General features: G+C 45.2%; 15 protein-coding genes. All 15 read right to left on the minus strand.

What is annotated here, in order from left to right; translation table 11 throughout:
- Positions 1 to 139 precede the first annotated feature (139 nt).
- On the minus strand, positions 140 to 1,555 hold the full coding sequence (locus ACR8BL_RS10350) for a deoxyguanosinetriphosphate triphosphohydrolase family protein (RefSeq protein ID WP_434752533.1): 1,416 nt from the start codon (positions 1,553 to 1,555) through the stop codon (positions 140 to 142).
- Between the two features lie 316 nt (positions 1,556 to 1,871).
- On the minus strand, positions 1,872 to 3,755 hold the full coding sequence (gene htpG / locus ACR8BL_RS10355) for a molecular chaperone HtpG (RefSeq protein ID WP_434752534.1): 1,884 nt from the start codon (positions 3,753 to 3,755) through the stop codon (positions 1,872 to 1,874).
- Between the two features lie 506 nt (positions 3,756 to 4,261).
- Positions 4,262 to 5,161 (minus strand): nickel transporter permease, encoded by a 900-nt coding sequence (gene nikC / locus ACR8BL_RS10360; protein WP_434752535.1) that lies wholly within the window; start codon positions 5,159 to 5,161, stop codon positions 4,262 to 4,264.
- 108 nt (positions 5,162 to 5,269) lie between these two features.
- A complete protein-coding gene (locus tag ACR8BL_RS10365; RefSeq protein WP_434752536.1) occupies positions 5,270 to 6,274 on the minus strand; it encodes an ABC transporter permease in 1,005 nt (334 codons plus the stop codon).
- A gap of 190 nt (positions 6,275 to 6,464) precedes the next feature.
- The gene (locus ACR8BL_RS10370; protein WP_434752537.1) at positions 6,465 to 8,114 is read right to left on the minus strand and encodes an ABC transporter substrate-binding protein; all 1,650 of its coding nucleotides are present in this window, start codon (positions 8,112 to 8,114) and stop codon (positions 6,465 to 6,467) included.
- A gap of 1,086 nt (positions 8,115 to 9,200) precedes the next feature.
- A complete protein-coding gene (locus tag ACR8BL_RS10375; RefSeq protein ID WP_434758349.1) occupies positions 9,201 to 10,205 on the minus strand; it encodes a glycoside hydrolase family 25 protein in 1,005 nt (334 codons plus the stop codon).
- A gap of 421 nt (positions 10,206 to 10,626) precedes the next feature.
- A complete protein-coding gene (locus ACR8BL_RS10380) occupies positions 10,627 to 11,166 on the minus strand; it encodes a phage holin family protein (protein ID WP_434752538.1) in 540 nt (179 codons plus the stop codon).
- A 50-nt stretch (positions 11,167 to 11,216) separates the two neighbouring features.
- Entirely contained in the window at positions 11,217 to 14,486 is a 3,270-nt protein-coding gene (locus ACR8BL_RS10385) for a pyocin knob domain-containing protein (RefSeq protein WP_434756664.1), read from the minus strand.
- Complete coding sequence (locus ACR8BL_RS10390) at positions 14,486 to 15,031, minus strand: putative phage tail protein (RefSeq protein WP_434752540.1); 546 nt, start codon at positions 15,029 to 15,031, stop codon at positions 14,486 to 14,488. The genes ACR8BL_RS10385 and ACR8BL_RS10390 overlap by 1 nt, the downstream gene beginning before the upstream one ends.
- A complete protein-coding gene (locus tag ACR8BL_RS10395) occupies positions 15,028 to 16,086 on the minus strand; it encodes a baseplate J/gp47 family protein (RefSeq protein WP_434752541.1) in 1,059 nt (352 codons plus the stop codon). Before ACR8BL_RS10395 ends, ACR8BL_RS10390 begins: the two co-directional genes overlap by 4 nt.
- Entirely contained in the window at positions 16,079 to 16,492 is a 414-nt protein-coding gene (locus tag ACR8BL_RS10400; protein WP_434752542.1) for a DUF2634 domain-containing protein, read from the minus strand. Before ACR8BL_RS10400 ends, ACR8BL_RS10395 begins: the two co-directional genes overlap by 8 nt.
- On the minus strand, positions 16,489 to 16,746 hold the full coding sequence (locus ACR8BL_RS10405) for a DUF2577 family protein (RefSeq protein WP_434752543.1): 258 nt from the start codon (positions 16,744 to 16,746) through the stop codon (positions 16,489 to 16,491). The genes ACR8BL_RS10400 and ACR8BL_RS10405 overlap by 4 nt, the downstream gene beginning before the upstream one ends.
- Positions 16,747 to 16,752: 6 nt before the next feature.
- Positions 16,753 to 17,763: an XkdQ/YqbQ family protein gene (locus ACR8BL_RS10410; RefSeq protein ID WP_434752544.1), complete on the minus strand. Its 1,011-nt coding sequence runs from the start codon at positions 17,761 to 17,763 to the stop codon at positions 16,753 to 16,755.
- Positions 17,764 to 17,776: 13 nt separating this feature from the next.
- Positions 17,777 to 18,475, minus strand: a complete 699-nt coding sequence (locus tag ACR8BL_RS10415; protein WP_434752545.1) for a LysM peptidoglycan-binding domain-containing protein — start codon at positions 18,473 to 18,475, stop codon at positions 17,777 to 17,779.
- Positions 18,476 to 20,545 carry a hypothetical protein gene (locus ACR8BL_RS10420; RefSeq protein WP_434752546.1) on the minus strand — a complete coding sequence of 690 codons (2,070 nt, stop codon included), beginning with the start codon at positions 20,543 to 20,545 and terminating at the stop codon, positions 18,476 to 18,478.
- Positions 20,546 to 20,558: the final 13 nt, after the last annotated feature.

Consider the following 20,558-nt stretch of genomic DNA (forward strand, 5'->3'; position numbering starts at 1 on the left):
CTTCGGTGCCTTCACCAGCGCTCTCACCAAAGTTTTCACTTACGTTTGCAGCCACACCTCACAACTCCTTTGATATCTTGCCCTTTCCGTTTGATATAGAGCTTCTCTCTTCGATACACCGTATTCTTGCCTATACATTCTAATCGAGATCGTAGATCGAACCAACCTTCAGGCCGTAGAGCTCATTATAAATTTTCTCGGCAAACGCATCCGTCATTCCTGCAATATAATCAATCACCATATGTTCCCAAGTCCAGATCGGTTGCGCTTTGGCTTGATCCTTCTCAAAACGCTGTAGCCAATCGGAAGGAATAATAGATTTTGACGTTTCCGGATCAAGGAATGCATCCCATAACCGCTTGATCATCCACTCACTACGTTTCTGCAAGCGCTGCACGCGCAGATCCCGGATCATCGTCACCCAGGCAAAGCTCTTGAGCACACTCACCGTGCGCAGCATGTCGAGGTCTTCTACGCCTTCACGGACGAAGGTTACCTTTTTCCAATCCCCATCATTAATTACACCGAGACTGCCCACAAACAGGCTGACCCAGTAGGCCTTCACTTCACGACGAGTGCGCGAGTAATCATGCTCGCAGAAAGGCATTTTTTCATTCCAGATGCGCAGGAACGATGCGAGGACTTCTTCCACTTTTTCCGAGATCGCCTCTCTTGTCCAGCCCTTCCAGAACAGATCCTCCAGTGTTGTAACTTTGTCCACGATGAGACGGTTGACATGCTGGTCTTGCAGGAAGTGCTCGTGCACTTCGATTTTGCCTGCCTTGATGCCGTCCTCCAGATCATGTGCGGAATACGCAATGTCATCACAGAGATCCATCAGTTGCGCTTCGAGCGTTTTCTTGCCTGCCGGGATGTTCCAGCGCTCCCGAATCTCACGAATGTACTGCCATTCATGTTGGTACATGCCTTTCTTGCTTTCCGTTCCCGGATACGGATACTTGTTAATCCCTAGCAAGACGGCATCCGACAGGTTCAGCCCGTCGATATCTTCACGTTTTTCCAGATGCATAATGAGGCGGAAGTTATGTGCGTTCCCTTCAAAATGCTCGTATTTCCGTTTGAGTTCCGCTCGCACATCGGATTCAGCCTTAGGAACTTTGGCTGCACGACTTTTCTTCATGATTTTCTTAGTCTCGCTGTTAATCAGATCATCCAAAATGCCATCGAGCACTTCTTCCCCTTTATGTCCAAAAGGAGGATGACCAAAATCATGTGAAATCGCCGCACATTCTACGACTTCCGAGTCGATGATCAGGCCCGGATTCTCTGCCTGGCTCCAGTCTACCTCCGGGTAATGCCGCAGCAGGCTTCTCGCCGCTTCTCGCGCAATCTGTGCCACTTCAAGGGAATGGGTCAGACGCGTCCGATAATAATCCCCCGTGCCTGCGCCAAACACTTGCGATTTACCCTGCAGTCTCCGGAAGGTTGGTGAATGAATCAATCTGGAGTAGTCCCGCTCGTATGCTGCACGAGAGCCCTCCAGCTTTGTAAGTTCAGGATATTGTCTATGTTCTCTCAGATCATGCCATTGCATGTAGATCACTCCTAGCCGACTGTCTCTATTTTGAGTGATTATACACAACATCTGCGGTTTCGAAAAGCAAAATCCGTCTGTCATGTCACCTCTTCTTACATCAACTTATGATGCACAGTCTTCTTTCTATATATTATACCCTGCAAAACTAGCATCTGTGCATAGAATTCAGAAGTGTATGTTACTTTGCAGGGCATGATGTGCACATAGATAGGATCTACCCGTACAGCTATGTTAACCTCCATATAAAAGAAAACCCGGCAGGCACATTGTGGCCTGTCGGGTCGAACTCCAAATTATGCTTATATCAGCAGACTTACACCATCACTTTGCAAATATCGTTCGTGAACTCTACTGGATCCTGAATCGGCAGACCTTCAATCAGCAGAGCTTGGTGATACAGCAGGCTGGTGTACAAGCTCAATTTTTCTTTATCTTGTGCATATGCATCCTTCAATGATTTGAACACATCATGGTTCACGTTGATTTCCAGCACTTTATCTGCTTGAACATCGCCGCTGTTCGGCATAGCTTTCAGCACTTTCTCCATCTCAATCGTCAGCTCACCCTCCGTGGACAAACAAACCGGATGGCTGCGAAGACGTTTGGAGGCTTTTACCGCTTTAACTTTGCCTTCCAACTGTGCCTGCATCGCTTCGAACAATTCCTTGTTGTCATTGTCCTGCGCTTCGGTTTCTTCTTTTTCGGCACTATCTTCGATACCCAGGTCACCGCTGGAGATGGATTTAAATTCTTTTTCCTTGTAGTTCATGATCATCTTGATCGCGAATTCATCGATATCGTCGGTGAAGTAGAGCACTTCGTAGCCTTTTTCCAATACCCCCTCGATCTGTGGCAGCTTCTCGATCCGGCTGATGGATTCACCCGCAGCATAATAGATGTACTTCTGATCTTCCGGCATTCTGGAGACGTATTCGTCCAGGCTTACGAGCTTGCTCTCTTTGGAAGATGTGAACAGCAGGAGATCCTGTAGCGTGTCCTTGTTAGCACCATAATCGCTATATACACCATATTTCAATTGACGGCCAAAAGCTTGATAGAACTTCTCGTAGTTCTCGCGTTCGTCTTTCATCAGGCTTTGCAATTGGCTCTTGATTTTGTTCTTGATATTCTTCGCAATCAAACTGAGTTGACGATCATGCTGCAGCATCTCGCGGGAAATGTTCAGAGACAGATCCTCGGAATCCACCATGCCTTTAACAAAACCGAAGTAATCCGGCAACAAATCGCCGCACTTATCCATGATTAATACGCCGTTGGAGTATAGCTCCAGACCTTTTTCATACTCTTTGGTGTAATAGTCAAACGGCGTATTCTCCGGGATAAACAGGATTGCATTGTACACTACAGCGCCATCCGCGCTAATGTGCAAGTGTTTGAGCGGTTTGTCAAAACCGTACCGTTTCTCCATATAGAAGTTGGTATAGTCTTCTTCGGTCAATTCACTTTTATTTTTGCGCCAGATCGGCACCATGCTGTTAACGGTTTGTTCTTCCTTGTACTCCTCAAATTCGTTCTCCTCACCTTCCTTCGGACGGTGATTCGTCACATCCATCTTGATCGGGTAGCGAATGAAGTCGGAGTATTTCTTGATGATGGATCTCAGGCGATACTCTTCCAGAAACTCATCATACGAATCTTCTTCGGTGTTTTCTTTGATCGTCAGCACGATCTCTGTACCCACCGTATCTTTCTCAGCAGGTGTAATGGTATAACCATCCGCACCTTCGGATTCCCATTTCCAAGCTTCGTTACTGCCCAGCGTTTTACTCGTTACCGTCAGCTTGTCCGCCACCATAAACGCGGAGTAGAAACCAACCCCGAATTGGCCGATGATGTTATGGCCGTCTTTGGCTTCGTTTTCTTTTTTGAACGCCAGTGAACCACTCTTCGCAATGACGCCCAGGTTGTTCTCCAGCTCTTCCTGCGTCATACCAATACCAGTATCGGTAAGGGTAAGTGTGCGGTTTTCCTTGTCAATAGTAAGCTTGATATAATAGTCCTCTTTGTTGAAAACGAGCGTGTCGTCCGTCAATGCTCTGTAATATATTTTGTCGATGGCGTCACTGGAGTTGGAAATCAGCTCTCTGAGGAAAATTTCTTTCTGTGTGTAGATGGAGTTAATCATCATATCCAGCAAACGTTTGGATTCCGCCTGAAATTCTTTTTTAATCGCCATGAATGGAATGCTCCTCTCAAATTTGGGTATCGAATGATCCGTTTGAAAAATAAAGGCAAGCTGCTCTGCAAGATAGACGTTCCGTTTAAGAATTGTTGCACAGCATAGCCATATTTTCGACAGCACCATTCCATATGTAGTGGTGTATATTCGTTGCTCTGTTAGCACTCGAATAACCAGAGTGCTAAACCCTTCTTTTTATATAACATATGGGAAAATTGGGTGTCAATACGAAGAGGCTTATTTTAACAAAATCATAGATTTAAATTAGCTAAATGATGCTCCAGCTCCGTCTGAATAACCTTTCATCTCCACCCAGTTCCCAGCGCACGATACTACACTGCTTGACAGCAGTCAGTCGAACCCTTGCCCTATCTCAGTGTAACGCACTCGCTCCAGCAACACAAAAAACAAAAACCGCCTCGAATGAAAGCTCGGGACGGCTGATGAGATATGAAAGACGACAGAATAGCAGAGCGTTTGGTGTTGGTGCCGCAACAACTACTCTACTTTTTCACCATCTTTGGATCAAGGGTGTCACGCAGCCCATCGCCCATCAGGTTGAAACCGAGTACCGTCAGCATGATGGACAGACCGGGGAAAATAAGCGTCCACGGCGCTTTTTGAATATACTGGCGGGAATCCGACAGCATTTTGCCCCACTCCGGATCTGGGGGCTGTGCACCCATGCCCAGAAATCCGAGAGCTGCCGCTTCAATGATCGCCGTACCTATCCCGAGTGTCCCTTGTACAATGAGTGGCGTAAGACTATTGGGTAAAATGTGTCGGAACAAAATGCGCCCGTTCCCAGCTCCCAGTGTCCTAGCCGATGTAATAAATTCTTCCTGTCGTAAGCTAAGTACCCGTGACCGCACCAGCCGTCCATACGTCGGAATATTCACGATTGCAATGGCGAGCAACGCATTCTGCAGGGATGGGCCCAGAATGGCAACAATCGCAATCGCCAGCAGAATGCCCGGAAACGCCAGCAAAATATCAAACAGACGCGATATAAGCATATCAGCCCATTTTCCATAGAACCCGGCGACCAGTCCCAGCAGCGCTCCAACAATAATGGAGCCAATGACCGAGAAAAAACCAACCCACAACGAGATTCGTGCTCCATGAATCACCCGGGAGAACATATCCCGTCCCAGATCATCCGTCCCGAACCAGTGCTCAGCCGAAGGGGATTGAAGCCGATCCTGCAACACCTGCTCTTTGTAATCATAGGGTGCAACATAAGGTGCAAGAAAGGCCAGTGTGACGAAAAAAACAATGATGATCAAACCTGCCAAAGCAAGCCGATTCCCTCGAAAAGTCCTCCACGCTTCACGCCAAGGCCCGGACCTGCTCACGTTCACAGCGTCAACGGTTTGTCCGGTATTGGTCGACAATTTGGCCATACAATGTTCTCCTTTGCTGAACTTATATAAGTTGAACTAAGTATTGTACCGTTTTCTTACTTCAAGCGGTTTGCCTGCACATGAGCTTCGTCCCGTAAATTCAACTCTTTACTTATAACTGATCCTCGGATCAAACACAGCATAGAGCAGATCTACAATCAGGTTAATGACCACGAAAAAGAAAGCCACGATCAGGATTCCACTCTGAATCACAGGATAATCCCGCGAACTAATAGCCTCATATATATAACGCCCCACACCCGGCCAGGCAAAAATGGTTTCGGTCAGCACCGCACCACCCAGCAGCGACCCGGTCTGAATCCCGATGACGGTCAACACAGGGATAAATGCATTTTTCAGCGCATGTCCGTATACGATAAAAAACGGCCCCAATCCTTTCGCCTTGGCGGTACGAATATAATCTGAACTCATCACTTCGAGCATGCTGGAACGGGTCATCCGTGCAATAACAGCCATCGGAATCGTGCCCAGCGCCACACTTGGCAGAATCAGATGTTTTGTCACCGTCCATAGCTGATCCCAGCGCCCTGCAAGCATCGTGTCCAGCACATACAAACCTGTAATCGCATCGACCGGATCACGTGCATTCATGCGCCCAATAGAGGGCAACCATTGCAGTTTGTTGGCAAACAGCCATTGTTCCATCAACCCAAGCCAGAAGATTGGCATCGATACACCCACAAGTGCAACCACCATACAACAGTAATCGAACCAGGAGTTGTGCTTCCATGCGCTAACAATCCCTGCATTCACGCCAATACTGACAGCAAACAACATACTTGCCATCGTGAGTTCAAGCGTTGCTGTCAGATAAGGAGCAATTTCCTGGGCAATAGGCATCTTCGTGCGAATGGATGTGCCCAGATCCCCTTTTAACAAATCGCCCAAATAGGCGAAGTATTGCTGAAACCAAGGTTTATCAAGTCCAAGTTGGTCCCTTAGAGCCTGCTTGGATTGTTCGGTTGCTTTTTGCCCCAGAATCGTCTCGGCCGGATCACCAGGTATAGCATGGATGATGGAAAAAACGATCAACGTCATGCCCAGCAAAACGGGCAGCAGTACCAGTACACGTTTGACAATATAAATGTTCACTTCCAGATCACCTGCCCTAAAGGGTTCATCCGCATGATTTCATATTAGGCGAAATAATAGAAATAGCGCTGGTGAACACGTATGCTTTGGCTCGTCACTACCCGGATGTAGAATCTAATAAGCATTGCATGTCCGCCAGCGCATAGCTTTGTATTAACACTTGCGTTTAATTTACATTCACTCGAAAGATTTATTCAAAATACACGTTTGCATACGACTCGCTTCCCAGCGGAGACGTTACAAAACCTTTCAGGTTAGCTTTCCCGGCTAGAATCGGTGTGGTGTGCACAAGCGGAATCCAAGGCGCATCTTCCTTGATGATGACCTGAGCCTGTTTGTACAGTTCTGCACGTTTGTCCTGAACCGTCTCTGTCTGTGCTTTCGTAAGCAATGTGTGCAGTTCCTCGTTTACGTAGTAACTACGATTGTTGCTCGGGATGGCGTCTTTGTCCAAAAGCGTATACAGGAAGTTGTCCGGATCACCGTTGTCTCCTGTCCAGCCGAGCATGTAGAGATCGTCCTTCTCTCCAACTTTAGAATCTTCCAGATAGGTTGCCCACTCGGGGGATTCGATGGTAGTTTGGACACCAATTTTCTCAAAATCAGCCTGGATCGCCTCTGCTACCTTCTTGCCATCTGGCATGTACGGACGGGATACCGGCATCGCATAAAATGTAACCGGATCAGGCAATCCGTCAGGGAAGCCGGCTTCGGCCAGTAACGCTTTTGCCTTTTCCAGATCATAGGCATAATCTTCAATCTCGTCATTGTAACCCCACAGCGTTGGTGGCATCGGATTCACCGCAGGCTTCGCCTGTCCAGCAAAGAAGGCATCGATGATAGCTTGTTTGTTCACGGCATGATTGAGGGCTTGTCTGACTTTCACGTTATCAAATGGCTTTTTCTTAAAATTAAAACCGATATACGCGATGTTGAACGGTGGACGTTCGATCTTCTGCAGCTCGCTTTTGCTCTCCAGAATGCTCAGATCATCCGGGTTCAGGTCTTCCATGATATCAATCTCGCCATTTTGCAATGCATTGAAACGAGCGGTGTTATCTGGGATGGAGCGCACGATCACCTTGTTCAGCTTCGGTAAACCTTCCTTCCAATAGGCTGCATTTTTCTCCAGCGTGATGGAGTCGTTCCGCTTCCACTCTTTGAATACAAATGGGCCGGTACCTACAGGCTCACTCTTGAAGTTTTCTTTCTTCTCCTGAATTGCCGCCGGGCTTCCTATGCCAAACGGGGTCATTGCAATATTTTGCAGGAACGGGGCTTGTGGCTGGTTCAGGGTGAATTCAACCGTCGCTTCATCAAGCGCCTTCACGTCCTTGATCACACGCGCGTCCTCAGGCCCAAACATGGAATCGTAATAATCGAAGGAATCGCCTTGGAATTTATATTCACTTGCCGGATCACTCCAGCGTTTGAAATTGAACACAACGGCATCCGCGTTAAAGTCAGTTCCATCATGGAACTTCACCCCGGATTTCAGCTTGAACACATACTTCAGCCCGTCCGCGGATATTTCCCAGCTCTCAGCCAGTGCCGGGACCACTTCGGTCTCACCCTCCTTGTAATCTAAAAGCGAATCGAATACCTGATGTCCAATCTTGAGCGATTCCCCATCCGTCACAATTGAAGGATCCAGCGCAACGGAGTCTCCGCCGCGTCCCATGATCATCGTATCCTGGGCAGCTGCCTCTGTTGGTGGGTCATTACCTTCCGCAGGTGTCGGCGTACCTTCCCCGCCTTCCTTGTTGCTGGAGCAACCAGATAACACAAGCACGGTACTCAGTGCCAAAGTTAGTAAACCGGACATCCATTTTTTTCTCATTCGCATACGTACAACACCCTTCCCTATCTCATAATGTGTGTGATACTTGCGCCGAAAAACGGTACCTCTGGCCGTGTGTGCGATGATGTGGTGGTGGTGCTGATGCTACTTCATTTGAACTAAAATCGATTTACACAGGCACTCCGATGACAGAACAACTTTCAATCGCTGTTATCCCCAGATTTCTTTGATTCTCTTTGTCCTCAGATGAAATCCGGTGATAAAGGCGAAGCTTATTCTTCCGATGTAGCTTTCTTGCAGAAAGCTTTTAACTTCGCTTCTCCAGTTTTTTCTGTCCTCTCCGTTTTTGTGTAAATGAATCGTTCAACAAATAGCTAGTCATCAGATAATCCCTAGTTGTAATTCTTTAAATTCTTGTATCATCTATTAAAGGCTTTATATGCCTCTGATACCTACATTGAGTTTTGAGAAGTTTTGAGACTGGTTTAGTAATGGAGTGAGATCGTGTAGTGAACAGACAAAAGAACAACACGGATTCTCAGCGTTGGAGCCTATATCATGTCATTACAGGATGAACAATTTATTTGAACCAAGGTCAATAAGCACCAGCAATCACTCTTGGCGGGGTAAAAGAAATATGTCCATTTAAAAAGACATGTCGAGATAGCCGCATACGGATGCATCTGTGATAAGGACTGGACTATAACTATGAAGAGCTGGCAGCTATATCAGATACTAATAAAAGCATGAATCATACACATTAGACATGGGTTGTTGGTTCAGTATTTTTCATGAGGTGTCAGGCTGACAGGTAGAATCACGAGTAGAAAAAGAAAGAATAGAACAGAAAGACGCTACGATAACTTTCCATGTTATGATTTTGTCATGATGAGGAGGTTTATGTATTAAATCGTGGTGAAAAACATTTTCGTGTAACTCACTTTACATCAGATTTACCAATTAGACAAGGGATTTACATACATACGTCTTCAACTTTATTAAACGCGTCAGCAATGATGACATTATATACAAAAAAGGAACACAGCTCGACAATAATCGCCCATGTTCCTTGCTTTTTTTCTCCACACAATCAGATCTGTTCTATTCTAAAGCCGGCTGATTAAATTACTTTTTAAACAACCCTCTACGGTGCATTACGGTAATAAAACGATAAAAATCATAGCTCGCTCCGTTATCAATACTAAACAGCGGATTTTTGCTGTCATAGGCCAGTGCGGCATCTACAGCAGCTTTCGCCCAGACGGGCACTTCCATCTGCTGACGTGCCTGCAAACGGTCAACCTGTGCTTTGAGCGCATCAAATGCGGCTTTCTCTTCGGCTGTCATCGGTTCGCCCCCTTTCGGTGGTACAGTTGGTGGATTCGGGTTTGATGGGTTCGAAGGTGTGGTCGGGTTCGACGGGTTGCTGGGATTAGGCGGATTATTTGGCTCTGTTGGGTTCGTAGGATTTGGATTGGGGTTGGGAGCAGCCGCTGCATATCTCGCTCTAAGCTGAGCTGCTGTTCCCTCGAATTCATTCATATCCACGTTGCCGCTGATGCCATTAACCTTACCCGAATCCGTATATTGCCAGAACGTCCAGTTCTTCCACGCCGGATGATCCTCAGGTACACGTGTATTGCTGTATCGCGCGACCCATAGATCATAGGAACTCAGAGAAGTATCGAAATTGGCAGCAAACGAGTTGCCTGTATATAGGATCGGTTTCACACCTGTCAGACGTTGGATTTCTGTTAAAAAGGCTTTGGCCACCGTATTCATCTGTGCTCTGCTCAGATTGCCAGGATTGTTCTCGTAATCCATAACCGGTGGCAACTGTAGGGCTTTGGCTCCCCCGATTTTATCCAGCGTATTGGCATAATGCGCTGCTTCCGCCTTCGCAATCTCGACAGACGTTCCGCGGAAGAAATGATAGGTTCCGACCATCATGCCCGCAGCCAGCGCACCAGTTACATTTTTCTGAAAATTCGGATCGATATAGGTCCGCCCTTCGGTTGCTTTGATAAACACAAACGTCATGCCGCTTGCCTTCACCTTGGCCCAGTCGATGTTGCCCTGGTACCTGGAGACATCAATGCCCTGCGTGTTGCCCGAGGTTCTATTTTGCAAAATTCTCACACCCTTTATGCGGCAAATTGCCTTTTGTATATAGTTAATGCGGAGGGGTTAAGAGTTGCTTGTGTGCGTATCCCTTGTTGTCCGTTATATGACTCAGAATATCGAGCAGTCTTCTGAAAAAAACTCTTATTGGGAACAGCTCAAATACGACTACAACCTTATTATCAAACTTAAAAAGTAATCTGTGCCCTAGTATGTAGCGTAAATGGTATGAGATCACAGCGTATCCAGGCTTAAAGATGCATGAGAGTGATGCCTAAAATTAAAGAAAGCACCCATAACGGGCGCTTTTCTCATTGCTGCGCTGCTTAGCCATTTCGTCTCCTGTTTGTTCTTAACATAGTGTTTGAGTAGCAAACTAAGCCGTTCTAAATTAAATCGAACTAATTCAGATCGTTCCAGCTGAGACACTTTAACTGCTTTTCTTAAAATCTGAATTCTCTTGATCTGCGGATTTTTCGTTGGACTGTTCATTTTCTGACGGGCGATCACTTCCACTTTTGTTATCAGCCTGCGAGGGTGAATTATATGACAAGGGATTGGATACTGTATCTTCCCCCGCCTTTCCTTTAAGCACTTGAATCGCCTGCCGAATGACTGGTGGAATCGGAGCGCCCAGCTTGCCCCCATTTTCAATAATAGACAGCAATTCATTCGCGATATAAAAAAAGGCGACCGCATCCCTGAACAAATGTCCATCTCCCAGAACACCGTCCACCAGATGAGCCACCGATACCATTGCAAATATAAATACCTTTCGTGCGATTCCAAACAGTCCGACATTACTTTCAAGCTTGCCTGTCATTCCTGCTGCTGCGATACCTGTTAGGTAATCGAGAATGACAAAGACTAGCAGTACGCCGAGCACTCCTGACCAACCTCCAAAGAAGTAGGATGCCGAGCTGCTCATCAGCGCAATTCCCCATTTCCATAGGGTATCCCATCGTTCCATGGTTTCACCACCTTTGACTTTAAATAAATATACTTCTAGAATTATGCCTTTTATATTGAGAGGATACGGGAGTTTTGAAATCTATATTGATAACCACCAGAAGAAAAAACATTGTTATACGACACACATACAACCAAACTGATAGGACCAGATTGAATGTTAAAATCAGAAGGCATTATGCTTTGTGCAAATTTCCACGATAAAGTTTCCTTAGCTGAGATCGGTGAGTCGGATTTAAAATACTGAGAAGATAAAATTCCTGTAACAAAGTCACATTCCATATGCAAAAGGTTGAAATATGTCCTTCCACTAACGCCACCTTCAGCATAATCAGGATGATACCACAATTTCCCTGCACCATCCTTAAAACCAAAGCCTACGTTTAAATTTGAACTTCCAGAAAAAATATGTGGTATCCAACTTTCATTTATAGAGCCAATACTAACTATTTTTGTTCCCTTTTGAAAAGTTGCTAAAGTAGTAACTGTACCCGTTTGGCCTTTATTCACTGTCCCACTAGTAGGAGAAATAGAAGGAACGATACTTTGATAACGTCCTTCACTTACTTGAACTACTTTTGTTGCCAACTGTGCAAATGTATCGCTGCCTGATGCTGTAACACCTTTGCCAGTAATAGCGGCAGCGATAGCCGATTTCCCATCACTGACAGAGGACTTTAAACTCTCAAATTCCTCTCTAGAAGGAACCTGGACCCATGCCCCCCAGGTATCATAAAGATTCCGTTGCCACGTAGTAAATCCTACCGTAAGAAAAGTAATTAAGGTCTGTGTCACTCCAGGTATATTCCCTGTATTTTTCGCTCCATTTTTACTTACTTTTAGACTGAAGGCTTCTACAACGGGGCAATTTTTTAGTGTCTGAGCAGCACTATTAAACTGACAGTAGAATTCCCCTTCTTTTAAATAGTTATTCAAGTCTTCACTTTCATTAATACTACTTGCCTTACTAAGATAGTTTTCATTTACAAAATTCTTTAATTCTCCATACCTATCTTTACCTTCAAACACTGACAGCTTTTTAGAAATAGCAGAAGAATCGTTTATCAATTGATCTATTACTGACTTCTCGTTCTCTCCAACAGTTCCAGTCAGTGGTACTGAGAAGAAATCACCTAAACTCTGATAGGTGACTGAGTATTTCGCTGATGAATCAAATTGGAAAGCTGGTAGACTAGCGAGTTCCCTGCCATAAATTTCTGACTCTGGACTAAATCGATTTACGTCCCAATAATCCTGCATATCGTCTTTATAGATGGACATTATTTTTTTAACTTTTTTCTTCAATTTAGAAGATTGATTAAAGTTATTAATGTTGTAGGATTTATATTCGTTTGAAGTAAATACTGGATTAACACTCTCTCTAATCTCCAGAGCTGACCCTACTTCTAGCTGATTATGTCCCTCTAAAAATGTTAGTTGTCCTTCCTCTTTAATAGGGTCGATGATCGGTTTTGAAACTAGATACACGAGCTGATAAGGAGTCCACCCCGGAATCTGTGTCGTTGGCAAAATCTTAGTTCCTTGTCCCGGTGTCGAAATACCATCTGATAGTTTATGCCAGTACTTTGTGCCAACTCCGTTATACAATGAACTTTCTCCATCATATAGTCTCCAACCTAAGAAGTACGCCTTAATATCATCAGCGGTCGGATTGTATGAATCTCCCCAACCACTTTCATCATTAGAAACGGTCATCCAGAGATATCCCTTATATGAATCATTGCCAACATTAAAAACATCGGCACTTAAGAGAGGGGAACTTGATCGATCTAATGTTAGGTTTTTCCCGTTATATTTGGTCAGATAAGCCTTGAAATTCGAAGTATCTACGTTTCTTGGCATGTAAATAGCAATTTGTTTATATCCAGTATATTTAGTAGCCCCAAGACTATTAGAATCTAAATTTTCAGGAATAAGTTGAACTTTCCCCCACTTTCTTACTTTATAATAATGTCCTTCTCTAAAAAAAATTTCATCAGCGTCCTCACCAGTCACTGGATCAGAATACAAATCCGTCTGCAGTGCGAGCATTGAATCTTCACGTACTTTAAACGATCTAGCCGCTTCACCTAAAGTCATTACAGGTTGCACAAATGTTGCTTTGTTCCCAGCAGACCACGTCCATTTACTTACATCAAATTCATCAGTGTATTGTGTGACACCGCTGAGATGCATTCCGATATACACAGCATTGGGCGCTGTTCTTATTGTTTTAGTTTCTCCAGGATTGATGAATACCCCCTGTACCCTTTCAGAAGTAGCATAAACACTTAATCGAAGCTTACCTGTGCTTTTTAATGGATTGCTAATCGTGTACTCTTGATCAGCTAATATATTCAAATAAGTCACAGCGTACGCATCCGTTCCAATAGAATCGGCCAGCATTTTGCCACTAGCAGAATATGGAGCATCGATCATTAAACTATGACCCAAAGAATTCCATTCATAAAACGGTGGCAAAAGATTTTCTCCGTATCGAATTACAAATGGATTATGCACAGGTTGAACACTATCCACATGAGGATATTTCGCTGCAATTTTGTTAGCGGGCATGTTAGAAAGGGCATTCAATTCATCTGAAGTAATCTCATATAACCGCACTGCATCCACATGACCAAATTGTCCTTTTACACTTCCTACAATTGAAATCTGTAAATTGTTCGTCGTTGTCCCTAGACTCGTAGCAGGAATCAGTAAGACTGCCGTCGAGAACTGATCAGTTGTGACCACTGTCCCGGATACGTTAGACGTGCCATTCCACAAAGAAAGAGAAACACTCGTCGAAGTGTCTTTTTTCAAATCTGCAAGCGCAATATAGTTTTTACTCGTTGATAGAGTTTGCCCTAATAATTTGTATAAACTGCCTCCGGTGCTGCCTTCCTTCAATGAAATTTTAATACTTTGATTACCTTGTGTTTTCTGTGACGAATCCAATTCAGACGCCACGCCCGCAGTTGTAAACCAACCATTCATACTTTCAAAACCACCATCACGCCCCAACAAGTTCACAAGCGTGCGCCCCTTCAACCCCTCCAACTTAAAGGTAGAAGCTCGTTCCGCATGAATGATCTGCAATCCGGGCTTGAGCGTTACCGATCTTCTCTTCTCCACATCCAATCGTTCCTCAATGTCACTTACCTTGGTTGCTGTTTCTTCTACCTTTTCTCCCACCAGCTTGGCAAAGTCATCAACCTTCTCCCAGTTCTGATCCAGATACCTGTCCAGATCAAAGTAGGTTGTTGATGGCGAGGAACGATCAATTTTATTCAACCCTAAATTAGGTGTCTTTGGTTCACTCATTAAGCTCCACCTCCTGCTAATTTATCCTGCCGGGTTTGTTCAATCTCAGTCAGTGTCATGCTTTCAACCTCGGCAATGGTCAGATACCGCAGACGGTACTCCACGGTCATGTGCGCTGGTTTAACATCTTCAATAGCTGCTTTAAGATCGTCCAGGTTGGGCGGCAGACCCAATGTATCTATAAAACGGATCAAGATGCGATACTCGCTTGAATCTACCGAAACATCGATACTTCCACTTTCATATGCCTGAGCAACGTTCTTGAGCATAGAGCCTGAGACTTTGCCGCTGCCGCGCATTTTGGAAATGATGACGGACCTTCGTTGGTCGTCCGGTTTGGCACGGTTGGTCGGAATCTGTAAATCCTGCTCATATCGATCTAACGCCCACGTTGCGGATTCCGGGTAAAACTGCTGCAATACGTCTTCCACACCGGCTGCGAGCTGATCTAGTTCAGTACCTTCCGTCTGTGTCAGCAACTGCATTTCCAGCACATTTTCATAGAGCGGGGGTAATAGATTCATCAATATATCTGCTTTACTCATGTCACCTTCACCATCCCAAGCACAGCTACAGCTCCGGGTGCTATTTCCAGATTGGACATACCGCCGTTGACCAACAGATTGCTGTAATCGATTACGGGCGGAATATCCAGAATGACATTGGCAATCCGTGTCCAGCGAACGAGCGGATCAGCAAAGGCCAGCTCTTTCAGATACACAGTAACCCCCGTCTCAATCAAGGATTTCACACCTTCGTACGTTGATCCTGATGCGAGCGTAACCTGCACTTCGATATGAATAGGGACTTCTTCTGCCCCTACGACGGTGACAACCGGACCGATGGGTGCTGCCCCTTCCCCCATGCCATCCTGCGAAGGATCGATGTAATCCTGCACCGCCTCAATGACTCCCTCGGCAGGAGCATGCATATCATTGTTTAACAAAGCCACCTTGACTGTACCGGGACCATTCCAGAGCGGAAAGGCCTTCGCTTTGCCAACTCCCGAATTCTCCCGCGCCCACAGTTCGTACTGATACTTGTTGGCACTTGTGATGGGGCGGGAAACTTTGTCCTGATAACGATCATACAGGGCTTGATCCGTTTCCTCGTCCTCCCCTGGAACAAGCAGTTTGGTTAATCTGGCGGTGGTCAGGCCTGCAATATAATCAATGGGTAACAGTGTCCCCGTATATTCATTGCCTTCGGCACCTGCAACCTCACTTTCAAGTACAAACTGCCCTGTCGTCATTCTCTCCACAGCTCTATATACTCGTTCTCCTGTCGAAAAGCGACTTTCCATTGGAATCTCCACAGGTTTGCCCTCTTGATCTTGAAAACTTGCAGACCAACGCGCCTTCGTAGGCGGCTTGCGAGTAATACCTGACCATGCTACCGCACGATCCAGATATTCACCTGAAGCGGAATCCGCGAATTTCAGATTCGCATTGATATCGAGCTCAATATACATCTGAGCCATCTCCACTGCTGCTGGAGCGAGTGCATCATAGATGATACTACCTTCCCGTTTATCCACACCATCCGGAATTTTATCCAGCATCCGGCTCAAAATGACCTCAAATGTCTCCTGTTCATACATTCATGTTCACCTCCGTCTCTTGCCTGAAGTTACCGAAATCTGTTCCTACGGTAAAAGAAACCTTGACGCCATCCGGCTCATGAACAAACTGAAATTCGGTAACTTCCGAAATCCGGTCGTCCGGAAGCAATGCTTCCTGAATCCAGCGTTCCAATTCGGATTCCACCATGGATCTCCCGGAAATGCCTTCCCAAGACCATTCCATTCCATAATCAGATGAATAGATCAGATGTTCATAACGACGTGTGGACAAAGCTTTGTACACCGCTTGCTTAACCGCTTCTTTTCCATCCAACTGAAGTCTGCCGATCCGTTGTCCCGAGGCTTGCACCACATAGGTGAGGCTAGGAAGCACCGAAACTTCTTCCTGATTTTCTTCTCCAATTTGAGAACCTTGTGGAATCATGGTTTCACCAGCCGATCCAGCACAACATAACTGTCCCCGCCCTGCACGCGTAGCAATAAGGCCGACTCACCGATCATCCAGTTTTTTTGTGCCACCGATTCCGTAAGTACGAGAAAAGGGGCACTCAGCGCAAGCCGCTGTTCCACGGTAACCTCCAAAGGCTGTGTGCTCGTCACAGTTCCGTACATAATCTGTACGGGAGATTTGGCATCTACGGCGGCTACTGCCGCTTTTTTAATCACATCAAGCATCATAAATGGCTACACCACCTTCAAATCCAGCGACATGGTGTGCACACCCCCCTGTACCTTGTGCGTACACTCATCCACCAGAAAATATTGATTGATCTTCAATTCATCGATCTGAATATTGACAAAACTCCCGGCTCTCACCTTAAAATCGCCAAGGGCATCCACCTTCAACTTCTGTGTCTCCCGGTTACGCAAAGTCATCAGCGTTTTCAACATGTCATCGATCTGGCCTTTATTCAAACCGTCATCTGCCTTTTGGTACAAAAAAAGCAGCCCCCATTGACGGATGCTGCTTGTATTCTGATGCACAAATGTGTCACGTTTGCCCGTATCCTTGTTATCCCTGTACAACTTGATCTTGTTGTAAGTCTGATCATCAATCGACCGTTTGTAACTATAATTTGTAAGCAGACTATGATCTCCAATAACAAAACCGTAAGGCATCTCTTCGACATCGCGAAGGGCCAGCTTGCCAAAATCATCGTAAAAGATATAGTTTTTCCCGCCATAAATCAGCGTTCTGTCCAAGGCTTCACAGATCATATCGATCAACTTTTTGTTATCAAAAAGCATGTGTGGAATGGCGTACTTGGGTTGCTTTAAATCCCCTATTTTCAACTGAAAATCCGTTGCAATCCGCTTGATCACGTCCGCCACTGTTGCGCCAACAAACTTATAGGTTTGATTCGCCGTGAGATATCGTGTCTGGTCATAGGCTTTAATCTTTACTTTTTCGTCCTTGCTGCTGTCCACCGAAAAAATATATCCATAAAATATTCCCAGTTCCCCATGGGTGTACCTCACCACATAACCGTTCTCATAACTAAACTTTCGATTCTGAAACAAGCTACCCTTAATCAACGTGAATTCAAGAGAGGAGGGCTTGCCGATTCGGGAGGTCTTGTACGTAATATCGCCAACAATTTCGCTGATGTCCCAGATGTTTCCTTGCTTGTCATCCAGCCATAACTGCTGCTTCTCAATGATCTGCCTGTTGTCCAGATGGATCTCCTGCTGCATATCACCTCTCCTTTCACGGAAGCTTGATGACAAGTCCAACGGGCAGCTTCTTGAGCTGTGCGTCTTTGATGCCATTCAGTTTCTGCAACTCTTTCCAGCGTGCCCCATCACCCAGATGAGCTTTGGAGACAGACCATAAGGAATCTCCGGCTTTCAAGGTGACGGTTTTCGGTTTTACTTTTTCATCCGGCCGGGAGGCTTTGGTTTTCATTGTTGAAGCCGCAGTCTTGTTCTGACTGTTCTTCACAGGCACTACTTTTTTGGCAGCATAGAAAACGTACTGCTTCAGCTTGATATCATACTGGACATCGCCCACCGTACCCGCTGTCTCCTTCCAATCGAAGCTCTCGATGGAGACAGCCATGTTGACCGTGTATCTTGCACTGGAAAAGATCAGCCTGACGGGCCGCCCTGTCTGCATCCAGCGAATAATATTTTTCACATACTCATAGGGGTCACGGTAAAACTCTTTCTGCGCTCCAGGATCTCTTGAGTCGTATTTGTAATGATATGGACTGTAATCTGCCGGAAAAATACCGCTGAAGCTGACTTCACGAAGTTTGGGGGACTTGATTACATTGATCTCTCCTAAACGACTAACTTTGAATGTGCTTCCGTCTCCCGCATCTGAAAACTCAATACTCTCCGGTATAACCGGGAAATAAATATATTCCGCGCGGTTGTTGAAGCTAAGCTGTATCGAATAGCTCACTTATCCATACACCCCCTGGGCACTGGAGACGATCTGACTGTTCATTTCTTCGGTAATTTTGCTAATGATACTGTCCACGTCATGTCCACTATTGATATCACCTGTTGTCACTTGAACCGTTGGCGTCAGACTAACGAAGCGCTGAATGGCCTGCATCTCGGCAAGCTCACGCATCAGTTTCAGATCCTCACTCGTTACGTCCACCGTGCCAGCCACATCACCGATTTTGTCCACCTGTCCGATATTGTTAATCTTGTTGAGGTTACTCATATTGTTCATGTTGGCGGGAGCAGTTGCCGTTGGCATCGGTGGCATGGGAGGTGTTTTGGGAGTTTCAGGCATGAAGTCTTTACCGAATTTACCTGGCAAGTCTTTAACGGAACTATCCTTCGGTTTGGAAGTGAACTTTGCAGTCCAATCTTCTGCATATTTTTGTCCTTCTCCATATGCATTGGTATTGTATTCCCCATCCATTCGCATCGACTTGAATACATTTTTATCACTTTGCGGCTCTACAGATTTTAAAGCGTCCATCCAGCCCTTTATGTTCTTGCTGCCAATGTTAATATCTGATTCAGATATCACGCTAAGATTAGTTCCAAATGTATCATTGATGAAGGAAGCAACCTCGCTGATGGCTCCTACAGCTCTCTTAAGGAAATCTTCGATACCTACCATCACATTATAGAGAGTTTGTAATACAAACATGCCGAGATCATAGAACAGCTTTTGAATCGCATAGACAGGATCAATAAAGAGGTTAATCAAGAAGTCAGCTAATGAAGCAAATATGTTCCAGACCGTAGCAATCACCACTCGGATCATTTCCCCAAACATCATAAACGTCCCAATGATTGCCCCAAGAATATCCGTTCCAGTTGCCCCAAACATTTGAAAAACCATAATTAATATTGCAATTGCGGCAATGATAAGTAAGATAGGCCAATTGACAGCCAGCCATGCTACAGCAAGCAAGAATACTTCGCCAATGACAATACCAAGAGAAACAATCATATTGTAGAGCAGTACCATAGCAATAGCTGTCAAAATAGGCGCAATGATATCCCAGTTTGCTTGCACAGCTGTGGCGAAATTGATGAATCCAGCAACAATAAAAGCGATGACCTGGGCGATGATTGCAAATGCTCCACCAATCCATTCAATAAAACCGCTGAACTGTCCTGAACTCATCGCTTCGTTTAACCGATCAAGTACCGGAGAAATTACTTCTAATGCTTTTGTACCAAGTTCTGAAAGGATGCTATTGAACTGGTTCACAAGAGCAGTCCATTTTTGCAATGGAGAATCCAGCATCGTATCAAATGCTTCTTGAGTATAACCTTGCATTTCAAGAACCGATTGCAAACCCTGGATAAAACCATCCAAATCTTTCGTTTGAATAAATCCTTCCAAACCTGCACCACTCAATGCACTCTCGGAGATACCGAACTGACTTGCCAAATCCCCATTCTCTCCATTCATTGCGCTTTGGATGGCTCCAGAAGCATCCGACAGATTTTTCCCATCTGGTGACAACATACTTAAACGTTCGGTAAGGTCGTTTAGCTGCTCTACTTGTCCTGTATTCTGTGCCATTGGCAAATAACCAAGGGATGCCTTAAGCGAATCATTCACATCTTGACCCTTTTTAGAAGCCAGATCTCGGAATTTCTGATAAACTCCTTCACCCATTTCCGGATCTTGAGCAGCTACCATATAACGATATTTAAAGTCTTCTTCTTCAGCGGCCGCCTTTACGACTACACTTCCAGCGGACTTTATCATCTGCAGCCACTTGGAGAGCTTACTTAAGTTATCTCCGAGTTTATCCGTTGTATCCTCAGCGGCGTCCTCTAACTTTTCCATCAAGTTAATCGTTACATTCATCTGCTGATTCACTTGATTAAAGTGATTGGCAATATTCGTTTGATTAAACTGATTCAAGTTAATTTGATTCATCTGGTTGAAATTATTGATAATTTCTGTTGTTTTCACTTGGACCAGATTCAAATTATTGATCAGATTATTAATCGTCGGAGGATTGATTACCGTTATGCTTGTGCCCGACATTCATTTCCCTCCT

Source organism: Paenibacillus amylolyticus, from assembly GCF_051136285.1.
GTDB classification, from domain to species: domain Bacteria; phylum Bacillota; class Bacilli; order Paenibacillales; family Paenibacillaceae; genus Paenibacillus; species Paenibacillus amylolyticus_F.